Origin of the sequence: Allobosea sp. (assembly GCF_048595345.1) — a bacterium.
In the GTDB taxonomy this organism is placed as follows: Bacteria; Pseudomonadota; Alphaproteobacteria; order Rhizobiales; family Beijerinckiaceae; genus Allobosea.
Window position 1 is genome coordinate 31,909 of sequence record NZ_JBMDWH010000101.1, and the last position, 13,303, is coordinate 45,211.

The following is a 13,303-nucleotide window of genomic DNA, read 5'->3' on the forward strand; positions in this document are numbered from 1 at the left end:
ACAAGCCGGGGCTCACCGTGTGGTCGGTAGGCCTCGGCAGTGTGCTCGGACAAACTCAACCCGTCCGAAACGAACCCGCAGATAGTCGCGCACGGCGACGGGCTGCGAGAGTGGGCAGAAGTGCTTCATGGCTTTTCGGTCCATGCCGGGATCGGGCCCGGGCCCTGGGGCGACATGCCCCGGGCGTGAGGGCATGCTGATCCAAGGCGCACTGCGTACTGCCGGGAATCGATTTACCGCTTCCGTAGCGGCAATACCAGCGCCGCCACCGGGGTTGTCCCCGAGATTCGTTCACCTGTTGTTCCGCGCAACCAGGCCGGTTTCGATGGAAAGACGGCATTTCAGGGCGTTTTTCCCTTATTTTGGGGCCTTTGGGATCATGGCATTTTCAATGGTATCGCCAAAATCGCATGGCTATAAGTGATTGAAAAAACTACTGTTTTTTGGTCAGTACACAATCGAGTGGGAGTGAAGTGACCCGGCAAAGGAAGCGGCCGAGCTTGCAGCGATGCAGGATCGGCATTGCTCCGGAGGCGTGCGCCGCCGGTTGCGCGGGGCAGATGGGCTCTTAAGTTCCTTGGCGACGCAAGCCGATGCAACGGAGCCCCCGATGGCCGATCTCTCCGCCTTTCCGATCACCAGGCGCTGGCCTGCGAGCCACCCCGACCGCATCCAGCTCTATTCCCTGCCGACGCCGAATGGCGTGAAGGTCTCGATCGCACTCGAGGAGCTCGATCTGCCTTACGAGCCGCATCTGATCGACATCGGCAAGAACGAGACCTGGGGACCGGAGTTTCTCTCGCTCAACCCCAACGGCAAGATCCCCGCGATCATCGATCCCGCCGGCCCCGGCGGCAAACCCTTCGGCCTGTGGGAATCGGGCGCGATCCTGATCTATCTCGCCGAGAAGACTGGCAAGCTGCTGCCGCAGGACCCGGCCGCCCGCTACGAAACGATCCAGTGGGTGATGTTCCAGATGGCGGCGGTCGGCCCCATGTTCGGGCAGCTCGGCTTCTTCCATAAATTTGCCGGCAAAGAATACGAGGACAAGCGCCCGCGCGACCGCTACGCCGCCGAGAGCAAGCGCCTGCTCGGCGTGCTGGAGGAGCGGCTGGCGAGCCGCACCTGGATCATGGGCGACGACTACACCATCGCCGACATCGCCATTCTCGGCTGGGTCCGCAACCTCGTCGGCTTCTACGGCGCGGGCGAGCTCGTCGACTATCAGTCGCTGACCCATGTCCCGATCTGGCTGGAACGCTGCCTCGCGCGCCCGGCGGTTCAGCGCGGGCTCGACAGTCCCAAACGCAGCTGACACTGCGGGCAGGCGCTGCCGGGCCGGTCACTCGGCCTGGCGCTGCTGCACCGTCATGGCGGCGTGGAGGGCGAGGCCCGCCTGGGCGAGACGCTCCCGCCCGCCCAGCCCGTCGATCTCGAAGGCGACGAGCGCGCGGTCGCAGATCGCGCCGCGCTCGCCCAGCAGCCGCGCGGCACGGATCACCGTCTCGCCGCTGAGCAGGCAATCGTCGATCAGCGCGATCCGGCGGCCGGACAGCGCCACCCCTCGAGAGACGGCGAGGTCATGCGCGATTTCGTGATTCTCGATGAAGTTGCGGATGATCTCGGTGCGCAGCGACCCGATCTTGCGGATATGCATGAAGCCGCAGCCTCGCGCGCGGGCGACCGCGCCGGCCAGCGCCGCCCCGCCGAGATCGATGCCCGCGACGATGTCGAGATCGGCCGGCAGCACCGCTGCGAAGTCCGCGGCGATCCGGGCGAGGGCGCTGCCATCGGCTCCCAGCGTGTTGATGTCGGGGAAGTCGATGCCGGCCCGCGGATAATTCTTCCAGCGGCGGAATGCCGGGGCGGTGGGCGCAGTGGCCGGGGGCATGCTATCGACGGTTTCGATCGTGCTCACAGCCGAGTCTCCAGCTTGACGCAGTGCCGCCGCAGTCACGGTCGGGGCGGATGGGCCGCCGAATCCCAACCAGCGAGACGTGCATGATCTCCCTTTACGGCATCAAGAATTGCGACACGATGAAGAAGGCGCGCGCCTGGCTCGACGGGCGGGCCGTTGCCTACGCCTTCCACGATTACAAGGCGAGCGGCATCGACCGCGCCTCGCTGGAGCGCTGGGTCGCGGAGCATGGCTGGGAGACGCTGCTGAACCGCGCCGGCACCACCTTCCGCGCGCTGCCGGACGAGCAGAAGCAGCGTCTCGATGCCGGCAAGGCGATCACGCTGATGCTGGCGCAGCCCGCCATGATCAAGCGCCCGGTGCTGGACCTCGGCGCGGGAAAGACGCTCGTGGGCTTCAAGCCAGAGATTTACGAGAAGGTGCTGGGCAAGGGCTGAGGCCGTGGCTGTCAGGCTCGGTCAGCGCGGGGGAAGCCTGCCCCCTCCGGTCTCCTGACAGGAGAGCGGGGCGCTGGCGAGTGACGGCCGAACGACGCACTCTCTTCCCTAAATCCGCGCGCTGTTCTACCTCGCGGGCCATGACCGCATCACCCGCTCCCATGGCAGCCGAAATCACGGCCGCACCCGCCGAATTCTCCTTCCAGGTCGCAACACGCGATGGCGCCGCCCGCACGGGCGCGATCACCATGCCGCGCGGCACCATCCGCACGCCGGCCTTCATGCCGGTCGGCACCGCCGCGACCGTGAAGGGGATGTATCCCGAGCAGGTGAGGGCGCTCGGCGCCGATGTCGTGCTCGGAAACACCTATCATCTGATGCTGCGGCCCGGTGCGGAGCGCGTCGCGAGGCTCGGCGGGCTGCACCGCTTCATGAACTGGCCGCACCCGATTCTGACCGATTCCGGTGGGTTCCAGGTGATGTCGCTCGCCAACCTGCGCAAGCTGACGGAGGAGGGTGTGGCCTTCCGCTCCCATATCGACGGCTCGAAGCACATGCTCAGCCCCGAGCGCTCGGTCGAGATCCAGAACCTGCTCGGCTCGGATATCGTGATGCAGCTCGACGAATGCGTCTCGCTGCCCTGCGAGGACAAGGTCGCGGAAAAGGCGATGCGCCTGTCGCTGCGCTGGGCGCAGCGCTGCAAGGACGCTTTCGGCCGTCATCCGGGCCGCGCGCTGTTCGGCATCGTGCAGGGCGGGGCGGTGCCGCATCTGCGGGTCGAGAGCGCGCGCGAACTGGCTTCGATGGACCTCAAGGGCTATGCGGTCGGCGGGCTCGCAGTTGGCGAGCCGCAGGAGATCATGCTGGCCATGATCGAGACGGTGGAGCCGCATCTGACGCAGGAGAAGCCGCGCTATCTCATGGGCGTCGGCACGCCGGACGACATCGTCCAGGCGGTGGCGCGCGGCATCGACATGTTCGATTGCGTGATGCCGACCCGCGCGGGTCGCCACGGCCAGATCTTCACCCGCTTCGGTCGGATGAATCTCAAGAACGCCAAACACGCCGAAGACCCTCGACCGATCGACGAGCAATCCTCCTGCCCGGCGGCGCGGGACTGGTCGCGTGCCTATCTCCACCATCTGGTCAAGGCCGACGAGATGCTCGGGAAGATGCTGCTGACCTGGGTCAACCTCGCCTATTATCAGGAGCTGATGGCGGGCCTGCGCGCCGCCATCGCCGCCGGACGTCTGACCGATTTCATCGCCGAAACGAAGGAAGGCTGGGAGCGGGGCGAGCCGGCTTGAGCATGAGCCTCTCCCTGCTGCCGATGAACATGGCGCTGGCCGCGTCGGTGGTGGTTGGCTGTTCTCTGCTCGCCGAGCGCGCTGGACCGCTCATCGCGGCCCTGATCGCGACCTTGCCGATCTCACTGGGACCGGTGCTCGTCTTCATCGCGCTCGATCATGATTCGGCTTTCGTCGCCGGCAGCGCGCTCGGCACGATGAACGCCAATCTCACCCATGCCGGCTTCGTGCTGAGCTATGTTCTGTTGGCCCAGCGGCACGGCCTCGCCGTTTCCCTCGGCTGTGCGTTCGCGCTCTGGATCGCCTTGCTGCTCGCCATCCGCAGCTTTGGACTGACAGTGCTGCCGCTGGCGGCAGTAACCACCATCGCATTCCTCGTCGTTCATCGGCTGGTCCGGCCGTATCTGGCGATCCGGGCCAAGCCTCCTGCGGGATTGTCCCGCTATGCCATTCCGATCCGTGCTGCCTGCGTCGCGGCGCTGGTCGGGGTCGTCAGTGGCGCCAGCGGCCATATCGGCCCGCAATGGTCCGGCATTCTGGCGGGCCTGCCGATCATCCTCTCCAGCCTGATCGTCATTTTGCATCTGAGAGCCGGTGGTCCGGCTGCCGCGACGGTCATCGGCAGCAGTGCGCTCGGGCTGCTCGGGTCGGGGCTCGGCCTTGCCGCCGTCAGTCTGACGGCTGTGCCTTGGGGGTCATGGAAGGCGCTTGGCTTCGGCCTCGCCATCGCCGTCGCCTGGAACCTGATGCTGCTCGCCCTTTCGCGGCGGGCGCCGCCATGAGGCTACGAAGAGCCCGCCGATGATCAGCGCGATGCCGATCCATTGGATCGGCCCCGGCCACTCGCCGAGCACGGGGATGGCGAGCGAGGTGCCTGTGACGGGGATCAGCGGCGGGAACCGGCCGACGATCGCAGCGCCCAGCACATGCGCCGCGCGGCCCCAGAGCCATAAGCCGACGATCATGTTCAGCACGCCCTGATAAAACGCCTGGAACAGGAACACGGTCCAGGGCGCGACAGCGAAGCCGCAGTGAAAGATGGCGAAATAGACCGGCAGATAGACCAGCGACAGCACCGCGACGATCGCGGCCGCATGCAGCCCGTCGATGCGCCAGCGCTGGACCATCAGGGGATAGAAGCCCCAGAGCAGCCCGCAGCATAAAAACAGAAGGTCGCCCATCAGCGCGCCGTGCCCGCCCGCGGAGCCGGCGATGGCGAGGCAGGCGAGCCCCGCCAGCATCCCGGCGGTGCCGATGACGAGGTTGCGCGTGATCGCCGCCCCGAACATCACGACGCTGCCGGCGATGCCGATCATGGTCACGGTGCCGGGCGTGATCGTGGCGCCATGGGCGGCGGGCGCGAGCCCAAGGCCCGTCAGCATCAGATAGCTCATCGGAAAGCCGCTGGAGACCAGCAGGAAGAGCCCGCGCCCCCAGCCGATGCCGCTGCAATCGGCAAGGCCGCCGCGGCGCAGGAACAGCGGCAACAGCAGCAGCCCCGCCGTGCCGAAGCGCACCGCCATCATGTCATGCGCGCTCATGCCGTGCAGGACGGCGTAACGGCTGACCACGAAATTGGAGCCGAAAATCAGAACGCTGAGCAGCATCCCGGCGATGGCCAGATGCCGGCGCCGGCGCGCCCTGGCGGCCCGTTGGAATTCGGTTTCGGCGATCGCATCCATCCTGCACAGATAACCCGTCCGGCGCAGGCCCCGATGAGCCGATTGTGCATGCGCGCATGAACGGATCGACCGCCGTCTGGGCAGTCGCCATCTTGGCCGAGATCCCGCCCGATTTCAGCCCTGCTGTTGCCCGGTGTCGCCGTTTACGTGCTCCCATCGGACGCGCTGGAGGTGGGGAAATGGACAGCGAGACGCATATGACGCCGAAGCCAGCGGCACTTTTCCGTCGGATGGGCAGCCATCTGGCGATGTCGCTGGGGATTTCGATCGGGATCGCGCTGACCATCGTCGCAGCGGTCACCCTTCCCAAGGGCTTGCGGATGGCCGCTCGGCCAGTCGTTCCCGCGGTGGTGCCGGTGCCGGCGGCAGCGCCGCTGGATGGCAAGTTCATCGATCGGTTGAGCCTGGCCGACGACGAGGAAGGTCTCTCGAAGCGCGCCTTCATCCCCGCGATCCTCGCGATGCCGATGGTCGCCGCCTGGCCGGAGACGGAACAGAGCGCCCCTGCGAGCGCTTCGCAAAGCACCGCCTCCACCGCGCCGATCCGGCTGCGGACGGCTGCCGCGAACCTTGCCCCGCTGCCGCCGCGCCGGGACCCCGGGCTCGCCGATGGCTGGCCGGCCGGCGGACCGCTTCGGCTGACGCAGGCGCTGGCCGAGGCGCCGTCCGATAAGCAGGAAGAGGGCGGCTGGAGCCGGATCGTCACCGCACCGGCGGGGAAGGTAGCCGAGGTTGTCGCGGGCACCGCAGGCCTGGCGCAGGCCGCCGGTTCCTGGACCTGGAGTCAGGCCTCGGGACTGCTGCCGCGCTGGTGAGCGCGGCAGCTTGTCTCGTCGATCAGGCCAGCGCCTTCAGCGCGGCGCGGCCGGCATAGATCGCCTGGTTGCCCAGCTCTTCCTCGATGCGCAGGAGCTGGTTGTACTTGGCGGTCCGGTCCGACCGGGCGAGCGAGCCGGTCTTGATCTGCCCGCAATTGGTCGCGACGGCGAGGTCGGCGATGGTCGAATCCTCGGTTTCGCCCGAGCGATGCGACATCACGGCGGTGTAGCCGGCGCGCTGCGCCATCTCGACCGCCGCGAGCGTCTCGGTCAGCGAGCCGATCTGGTTCACCTTGACGAGGATCGAGTTCGCCGTCTTGCCCTTGATGCCCTGGGAGAGGCGGGTGACGTTGGTAACGAACAGGTCGTCGCCGACGAGCTGACACTTGGCGCCGACGAGGTCGGTCAGGGTCTTCCAGCCCTCCCAGTCATCCTCGGACATGCCGTCCTCGATCGAGACGATCGGGTAGCTGCCGACGAGCTTGGCGAGATATTTCGCCTGCGCCTTCGGGTCGCGCGTCTTGCGCTCGCCTTCATAGACATAGGCGCCGTCCTTGAAGAACTCGGTCGCGGCGCAGTCGAGCGCGATGGCGACATCGTCTCCGGGCTTGTAGCCGGCGGCCTCGATCGCGCTCATCACGAAGTCCAGCGCCGCCTCGGCCGACTTGATGTTCGGCGCGAAGCCGCCCTCGTCGCCGACATTGGTGTTGTGGCCGGCGTCGTGCAGCTTCTTCTTCAGCGTGTGGAAGATCTCGGCGCCCATGCGCAGGCCTTCGGCGAAGCTCTCCGCGCCGACCGGCATGATCATGAATTCCTGGAAGTCGATCGGGTTGTCGGCATGGGCACCGCCATTGACGATGTTCATCATCGGCACGGGCAGGACACGGGCCGAGGTGCCGCCGACATAGCGGTAGAGCGGCAGGCCGGCGGCCTCGGCCGCGGCCTTTGCGACCGCCAGCGAGACACCGAGAATGGCGTTGGCGCCGAGCTTGGACTTGTTGGGCGTGCCGTCGAGATCGATCATCGCCTGGTCGATGGCGGTCTGATCTTCGGCGTCCATCGCGACGATCGCCTCGGCGATGTCGACATTCACGGCGTTGACCGCCTTCAGCACGCCCTTGCCGAGATAGCGGCTCTTGTCGCCGTCGCGCAGCTCGACGGCCTCATGCGCGCCGGTGGAGGCGCCGGAGGGAACGGCAGCGCGGCCCATCGAGCCGTCTTCCAGCACGACATCGACCTCGACGGTGGGGTTGCCGCGGGAATCGAGGATCTGTCGTCCGATGATGTCGATGATCGCGGTCATGCTGCACTCCGGCCTGAAAAAGGAAGGGCTGCCGCGCTTCTAGAGCAGGGAAGGAGCGCTGGGCAAGCCGGGGCGCGCGGCCCGGCGAGGCGCTTTGTTAAAATTCGATGCAACGTCATATTGCGGTCGCGTTGTTGGGTTGTGCATTGCACAAGGAAAAGGCGCGCCGCGTTGGTCCAGCCCTTGCGGAGGTCGGCATAGCACGACACCCGATGTCCCAGCAGGATACAGGCATGTTTCAGAATCCACCGCTTCGCCGCCGTCCGCCGCTCGCTGCGGTTCTGGTCTCCTTCGGGGTGACCACGGCGTGGTGGGCTGCTCTTTGCGCTTATGCGGGCCGGGCGATCTGGTTCTGGTGATCAGCCTTCCTCGTCGGCGCGATCACCCGAGGCCAGATAGGAGCCGAGCAGGAAGCCGCTCTGCAGCGCGAACAGATAGCCGATCCAGATGAGGATGGTGAACCAGCCGAACTCGCCGAGCCAGATCCACACGGTAAAAAACCCGACCGTGGTCAATGCGCTGGCCAGCAGGACCGCGCCATATCCATAAAACAATCCGATCGTGATCCCGGCGAGGATCAGTATCGCGGCGATGATCATGCGGGCGTCCGCTCTCGGCAGGCCAGGGTTCGACAGCTGGGCTACGATCCCGCGAACGCTCCGGGCAAGAGACTTCGCCGAAGACCGTTAAATGCGGGATCGAACTCCTCGCATATTTGAATCGAACTCGATAGATGCGCATGAAACCATCTTTCGGTCGATGCAAAGCGATGCCCGTGAAGGGCGCCAGCCCCGCAGACCGTCACGCCGTTGCGAACATGCGCGCGAAGGTTCTCCCGGATCGTCGTTCCTCCGCGTCGACAGCCTGGTCAGCTGATCACCGGCTCGTCGGCATCGGGACCAACGTGCGGCCATGCTCTTCGATCGCGCGGGAGCATTGGACGCAAAAGTGGATGCCCCTTTTGCGTCCAATGCTCTAGAAGCGCTGCCGAAACAGGAGCCGATCATGTCCCTCGACGCCTCGACCCTCCAGCTCGGCCAGCCGAGCGCCATGCCCGCCTCGCCGCAGGAGGCGCGGCTCGACCGGGTGCCGAATCCCCATGCCGGCACGCCTTACCTCGCCCGCTTCACCTGCCCGGAATTCACCTCGATCTGCCCGGTCACCGGCCAGCCGGATTTCGGCATTCTCGTCATCGACTATCTGCCAGGACAGTGGCTGGTCGAATCGAAGTCGCTGAAGCTCTATCTCGGCGCCTTTCGCAACCATGGTGCTTTCCATGAGGATTGCACGGTCGGCATCGGCAAGCGGCTGGTCGAGCTGCTGGAGCCGGAATGGTTCCGCATCGGCGGCTACTGGTATCCGCGCGGCGGCATCCCGATCGACGTGTTCTGGCAAACCGGCGAGCCGCCCAAGGGCCTGTGGCTGCCGGATCAGGGCGTGGCGCCCTATCGGGGGCGGTGATCCTCGCAGGGGCGTCGTGCTCGGGGCAAGCCCGGGCCTGACAGCCGAAACGGCTGTGTCAGCTCCGCGAGCCCAGCGGCGGCAGCAGTTTCGGCGCCAGCAGGCCCAGCAGACCGATGCCGATGCCCACCACCGCCAGCGCGCCATGCGTTCCGAGCCCCTGCAGCAGCGCGCCCATGGCGAGCGGGCCGGTGGCATGCCCCATGAAGAAGAAGCACGCGAACAGCGCGACGGCTGAGCCTCGCGCTGTCGGCGCCAGCTCCGTCGCCTGCGCCTGAAGCGTCCCGTGGATCAGGAAGAAGCCGAAGCCGATCAGCAGGAAGATGCCGATCGCGCTCCACCACGGCGCCACCACCATGAAGGCGAAATCGCCCAGCGCGACGGCGAGCCCGCCCAGCCGCATCATCTGCGCCGGGCCGACGCGCTGCACCAGCACCCGTGTCGAAAGGCCATAGACGAGGCCGCCGAGGCCCATGGCGCCGATGGCGAGACCGGCCTCCGAGGAGCCGACGCCGGAGCGTTCATGCAGGATCGCGGCGACGAAAGGCGGCAGGCCGAAAATCAGCGCGCCCTCCAGCAACACGATCGCATAGAGGATCTTGCTGCGCGGATTGGCGAAGACGGTGCGATAGCGCCCCGTCGCGCCGGCAAGGCTGAGCGGCGGGCGCTCGGCGATCGGGCGCGGCTTCAGCACCAGCCGCACCAGCAGCGCCCCGCCGCCGGCCAGCAGCGCGGCGGTGCCCAGCACGGCCCGCCAGCCGATATGGTCCGCCACCACGCCCGAGAAGGAGGCGCCGGCCATCTGGCCGATGATCATGATGACGAGAAAGCGGCCGAGCATGATCTGGCGCTCGGCCATGGGCGCGCGGTCGCCGATGGCGGCCATCGCCGCGGGGATGACGCCACCTGCCGCGATGCCGCCCGCCGCGCGCAGGACCAGCAGCATCCAGTAATTCGTGGCGAAGGCTGCCAGCGCCGACAAGACGCACAGCGCTGCGAGGCAGGTCGCGATGCTGCGCAGCTTGCCGACCGAATCGGCGACTGGCCCGAGAAAGGGCTGGCCCAGCGCGTAGCAGCCGGCAAAGGCCGTCACCAGAAAAGCGATCTGGTGGACGCTTTGGCCGAGTTCCAGCGCGAGAGTCGGCACCAGCGGATCGATCAGCCGCATGGTTAAGGTGGAGGCGAACCCGCACAGGCCGAGGACGGGGATCAGGGCGCCGAGCGGCTCTTCCGGCTTCGGCTGCCCCGGCTCAGACATAGGCCACGGCCGGCGCGGCACCTTGCTTGGCCAGCCCGTCGAACGCCATCAACTGCTCGATCAGACTGCGGAACTCGGTGAGCGGCACCATGTTCGGCCCGTCCGAAGGCGCCTTGTCCGGGTCCGGATGCGTCTCGATGAAGACGCCCGCGACACCGACAGCCACCGCCGCGCGCGCCAGCACAGGCACGAATTCGCGCTGGCCGCCGCTGGAGGCGCCCTTGCCGCCGGGTTGCTGCACCGAATGGGTCGCGTCAAAAATGACCGGTGCGCCGGTTTCGGCCATGATCGGCAGGCTGCGCATGTCGCTGACGAGCGTATTGTAGCCGAAAGAGGCGCCCCGCTCCGTCAGCATGACGTTCGGGTTGCCGCTCTCGGTGAGCTTGGCCGCGACATGGACCATGTCCCACGGCGCCAGGAACTGTCCCTTCTTGACGTTGACGGCGCGGCCGGTCTTGGCGGCCGCGACCAAAAGGTCGGTCTGGCGGCAGAGAAAGGCCGGGATCTGCAGCACGTCCACCACCTCCGCCACCGGCGCGCATTGCGCGACATCGTGAACGTCGGTGAGCACGGGCAGGCCGGTGCGCTCGCGGATTTCGGCGAAGACGGGCAGGGCGGCCTTCAGCCCCAGGCCGCGCCCGGCGCGGACGCTGGTGCGGTTCGCCTTGTCGAAGGAGGTCTTGAACACCAGCCCGATCCCGAGGGCGGCGGCGATCTCCTGCAGCGCCTCCGCGCATTCCAGCGCATGCTCGCGGCTTTCCATCTGGCAGGGGCCGGCGATGAGTGCGAGCGGCAGGGCGTTGCCGAAGCGCACGGGGCGGGACAGATTGTCGCCGACGGTGACGATGGCGTTGGGGGTCATGGCGGTTCCTGGAGGGCCGATTGGCCGGGCAATATGGCCCCGGCGCGGTCCCGGTCAAGGCTGCGGCGGCGGACGCGGCCAAGCCCGGCTCGCCGCGAACGGGCTGGCGAAGCGCAAGCGAGGTCTGTAAATTGGCGCAGCGAGCATTATCTTGGCTGCGAAGCGGGATTGGATGTGGCGACGGCGCGGGCGGATATGACGAAGGCGGATCGGGACGTGGCCGGGCTTGAGTCCGCGCCGCACGCAGCCCTGTCGATGGCCGACCGGCCGCGGCGGGGGGCTGGCGAGGGCGGAAAGGAGGGCAGCGGCACCGCAGTGCTGACGCGCACCCGCACCCGCAAGCCCAATCTCTACCGCGTGCTGCTGCTGAACGACGATTACACCCCCATGGAATTCGTCGTCCACGTGCTGGAGCGCTTCTTCCAGAAGGATCGCGCCGAGGCCACCCGCATCATGATGCATGTGCATCAGAACGGCGTCGGCGAATGCGGCATCTTCACTTACGAGGTTGCCGAGACCAAGGTGACGCTGGTGATGGACCTGGCTCGCAAGCACATGCATCCGCTGCAATGCGTGATGGAAAAGAAATAGAGTCGCGTAAGATCGCAAAGACCCGAAACAGATAGGAGCGCGCCCCTTGCCGAGTTTCTCGCGCAGTCTCGAACAGGCGCTTCACCGGGCTCTGGCCCTGGCCAATGAGCGCCGCCACGAATATGCCACCCTGGAGCATCTCCTGCTCGCGCTGGTCGACGACCAGGATGCGGCGGCGGTGATGCGGGCTTGCAGCGTCGACCTCGACCTGCTGCGGCGCAATCTCGTCGATTACATCGATGCCGAGCTGAACAATCTGGTCACCGATGGGCGCGACGATTCCAAGCCTACCGCCGGCTTCCAGCGCGTGATCCAGCGTGCGGTCATCCATGTCCAGTCCTCCGGCCGCGAGGAGGTGACCGGCGCCAATGTGCTCGTCGCCATGTTCGCCGAACGCGAGAGCCACGCCGCCTATTTCCTGCAGGAGCAGGACATGACCCGCTACGACGCGGTCAACTACATCAGTCACGGCATCGCCAAGCGCCCCGGCGCGGGCGAGAGCCGGCCTGTGCGCGGCTCCGACGACGAAGGCGAGCCGCAGCGTTCGGAGCAGCGCTCCGAGCCGGCCCCCGGCGACGACAAGGACAAGAAGAAGAAGGAAAGCGCGCTCGAGGCTTACTGCGTCAACCTCAACCGCAAGGCGAAGGACGGCCGCATCGACCCGCTGATCGGCCGCGAGGCCGAGGTGCAGCGGACGATCCAGATCCTCTGCCGCCGGCAGAAGAACAACCCCCTGCTGGTCGGCGACCCCGGCGTCGGCAAGACAGCGATCGCCGAGGGGCTCGCGCTCAAGATCATCCGCCATCAGGTGCCCGAGGTGCTGGAGGACGCGACGGTCTTCTCTCTCGATATGGGCACGCTGCTCGCCGGCACCCGGTATCGCGGCGATTTCGAGGAACGCCTGAAGCAGGTGATGAAAGAGATCGAGCAGCACCCGAAGGCGATCATGTTCATCGACGAGATCCACACGGTGATCGGCGCCGGTGCGACCTCGGGCGGCGCCATGGACGCTTCGAACCTTCTGAAGCCCGCATTGGCCTCGGGCGGGCTGCGCTGCATCGGCTCGACCACCTACAAGGAATACCGCCAGTATTTCGAGAAGGACCGCGCTCTCGTCCGTCGCTTCCAGAAGATCGACGTCAACGAGCCCTCGGTGCCGGACACGATCGAAATCCTGAAGGGGCTGAAGCCTTATTTCGAGGAGTTCCACAAGCTGCGATACACCAACGACGCCATCAAGGCGGCGGTGGAACTCTCGGCGCGCTACATCCATGACCGCAAGCTGCCGGACAAGGCGATCGACGTCATCGACGAGACCGGCGCATCGCAGATGCTGGTGCCGGAGGGCAAGCGCAAGAAGACCATCGGCGTGAAGGAGGTCGAGGCCGCCATCGCGACCATGGCGCGCATCCCGGCCAAGACCGTCTCCAAGGACGATGCCGAGGTGCTGCGCAACCTCGAGACCACGCTCAAGCGCACGGTCTACGGTCAGGAAAAGGCGATCGAGGCGCTTTCCTCCTCGATCAAGCTGGCCCGCGCCGGCCTGCGCGACGGCGAAAAGCCGATCGGCTGCTATCTCTTCGCCGGGCCGACCGGCGTCGGCAAGACCGAGGTGGCGCGCCAGCTTTCGGCCTCGCTCGGGGTCGAACTCGTGCGCTTCGACATG

15 protein-coding genes are annotated in these 13,303 nt (G+C 66.8%); 9 read left to right on the forward strand and 6 right to left on the reverse strand.

Going from position 1 to position 13,303, the window contains the following annotated elements; translation table 11 throughout:
- The first annotated feature begins 610 nt into the window (after positions 1–610).
- Positions 611–1,315 (forward strand): glutathione S-transferase N-terminal domain-containing protein, encoded by a 705-nt coding sequence (locus ACOJTB_RS10550; protein WP_420102479.1) that lies wholly within the window; start codon positions 611–613, stop codon positions 1,313–1,315.
- A gap of 27 nt (positions 1,316–1,342) precedes the next feature.
- On the opposite strand, the gene ACOJTB_RS10555 is transcribed toward ACOJTB_RS10550, so the two are convergent.
- Positions 1,343–1,918: a phosphoribosyltransferase family protein gene (locus ACOJTB_RS10555; RefSeq protein ID WP_420102480.1), complete on the reverse strand. Its 576-nt coding sequence runs from the start codon at positions 1,916–1,918 to the stop codon at positions 1,343–1,345.
- 83 nt (positions 1,919–2,001) lie between these two features.
- On the opposite strand from ACOJTB_RS10555, the gene ACOJTB_RS10560 reads away from it, so the two are divergent.
- From ACOJTB_RS10560 to ACOJTB_RS10570, 3 genes are all read left to right on the forward strand, one after another.
- The gene (locus ACOJTB_RS10560; protein WP_420102481.1) at positions 2,002–2,355 is read left to right on the forward strand and encodes an ArsC family reductase; all 354 of its coding nucleotides are present in this window, start codon (positions 2,002–2,004) and stop codon (positions 2,353–2,355) included.
- Positions 2,356–2,516: 161 nt separating this feature from the next.
- Complete coding sequence (gene tgt / locus ACOJTB_RS10565) at positions 2,517–3,662, forward strand: tRNA guanosine(34) transglycosylase Tgt (RefSeq protein WP_420102482.1); 1,146 nt, start codon at positions 2,517–2,519, stop codon at positions 3,660–3,662.
- A 2-nt stretch (positions 3,663–3,664) separates the two neighbouring features.
- On the forward strand, positions 3,665–4,444 hold the full coding sequence (locus tag ACOJTB_RS10570; RefSeq protein WP_420102483.1) for a hypothetical protein: 780 nt from the start codon (positions 3,665–3,667) through the stop codon (positions 4,442–4,444).
- Here the strand turns inward: ACOJTB_RS10570 and ACOJTB_RS10575 are convergent.
- Positions 4,358–5,344, reverse strand: a complete 987-nt coding sequence (locus ACOJTB_RS10575; RefSeq protein WP_420102484.1) for a DMT family transporter — start codon at positions 5,342–5,344, stop codon at positions 4,358–4,360. The two genes, ACOJTB_RS10570 and ACOJTB_RS10575, sit on opposite strands and share 87 nt — an antisense overlap.
- Before the next feature lie 56 nt (positions 5,345–5,400).
- Between ACOJTB_RS10575 and ACOJTB_RS10580 the strand changes: the two genes are divergently transcribed.
- On the forward strand, positions 5,401–6,159 hold the full coding sequence (locus ACOJTB_RS10580) for a hypothetical protein (RefSeq protein WP_420102485.1): 759 nt from the start codon (positions 5,401–5,403) through the stop codon (positions 6,157–6,159).
- A 22-nt stretch (positions 6,160–6,181) separates the two neighbouring features.
- Here ACOJTB_RS10580 and eno read toward each other — a convergent pair whose 3' ends face one another.
- Positions 6,182–7,465, reverse strand: a complete 1,284-nt coding sequence (gene eno, locus ACOJTB_RS10585; protein WP_420102486.1) for a phosphopyruvate hydratase — start codon at positions 7,463–7,465, stop codon at positions 6,182–6,184.
- A 233-nt stretch (positions 7,466–7,698) separates the two neighbouring features.
- Here eno and ACOJTB_RS10590 point away from each other — a divergent pair, with 233 nt between their 5' ends.
- Positions 7,699–7,824 carry a hypothetical protein gene (locus ACOJTB_RS10590; protein WP_420102487.1) on the forward strand — a complete coding sequence of 42 codons (126 nt, stop codon included), beginning with the start codon at positions 7,699–7,701 and terminating at the stop codon, positions 7,822–7,824.
- On the opposite strand, the gene ACOJTB_RS10595 is transcribed toward ACOJTB_RS10590, so the two are convergent.
- Positions 7,825–8,064, reverse strand: a complete 240-nt coding sequence (locus ACOJTB_RS10595) for a hypothetical protein (protein WP_420102488.1) — start codon at positions 8,062–8,064, stop codon at positions 7,825–7,827.
- Positions 8,065–8,470: 406 nt separating this feature from the next.
- On the opposite strand from ACOJTB_RS10595, the gene queF reads away from it, so the two are divergent.
- On the forward strand, positions 8,471–8,926 hold the full coding sequence (queF, locus tag ACOJTB_RS10600) for a preQ(1) synthase (RefSeq protein ID WP_420102489.1): 456 nt from the start codon (positions 8,471–8,473) through the stop codon (positions 8,924–8,926).
- A 58-nt stretch (positions 8,927–8,984) separates the two neighbouring features.
- On the opposite strand, the gene ACOJTB_RS10605 is transcribed toward queF, so the two are convergent.
- Together ACOJTB_RS10605 and kdsA are read right to left on the reverse strand one after the other, a co-directional pair.
- On the reverse strand, positions 8,985–10,184 hold the full coding sequence (locus ACOJTB_RS10605) for an MFS transporter (RefSeq protein WP_420102490.1): 1,200 nt from the start codon (positions 10,182–10,184) through the stop codon (positions 8,985–8,987).
- Positions 10,177–11,046 (reverse strand): 3-deoxy-8-phosphooctulonate synthase, encoded by an 870-nt coding sequence (gene kdsA, locus ACOJTB_RS10610; protein ID WP_420102491.1) that lies wholly within the window; start codon positions 11,044–11,046, stop codon positions 10,177–10,179. Before kdsA ends, ACOJTB_RS10605 begins: the two co-directional genes overlap by 8 nt.
- Before the next feature lie 255 nt (positions 11,047–11,301).
- On the opposite strand from kdsA, the gene clpS reads away from it, so the two are divergent.
- Both clpS and ACOJTB_RS10620 read left to right on the forward strand, forming a co-directional pair.
- Entirely contained in the window at positions 11,302–11,637 is a 336-nt protein-coding gene (gene clpS, locus ACOJTB_RS10615) for an ATP-dependent Clp protease adapter ClpS (RefSeq protein ID WP_420102494.1), read from the forward strand.
- A 46-nt stretch (positions 11,638–11,683) separates the two neighbouring features.
- The coding region (locus ACOJTB_RS10620) for a Clp protease N-terminal domain-containing protein (protein ID WP_420102492.1) at positions 11,684–13,303 on the forward strand (1,620 nt) is incomplete at its 3' end.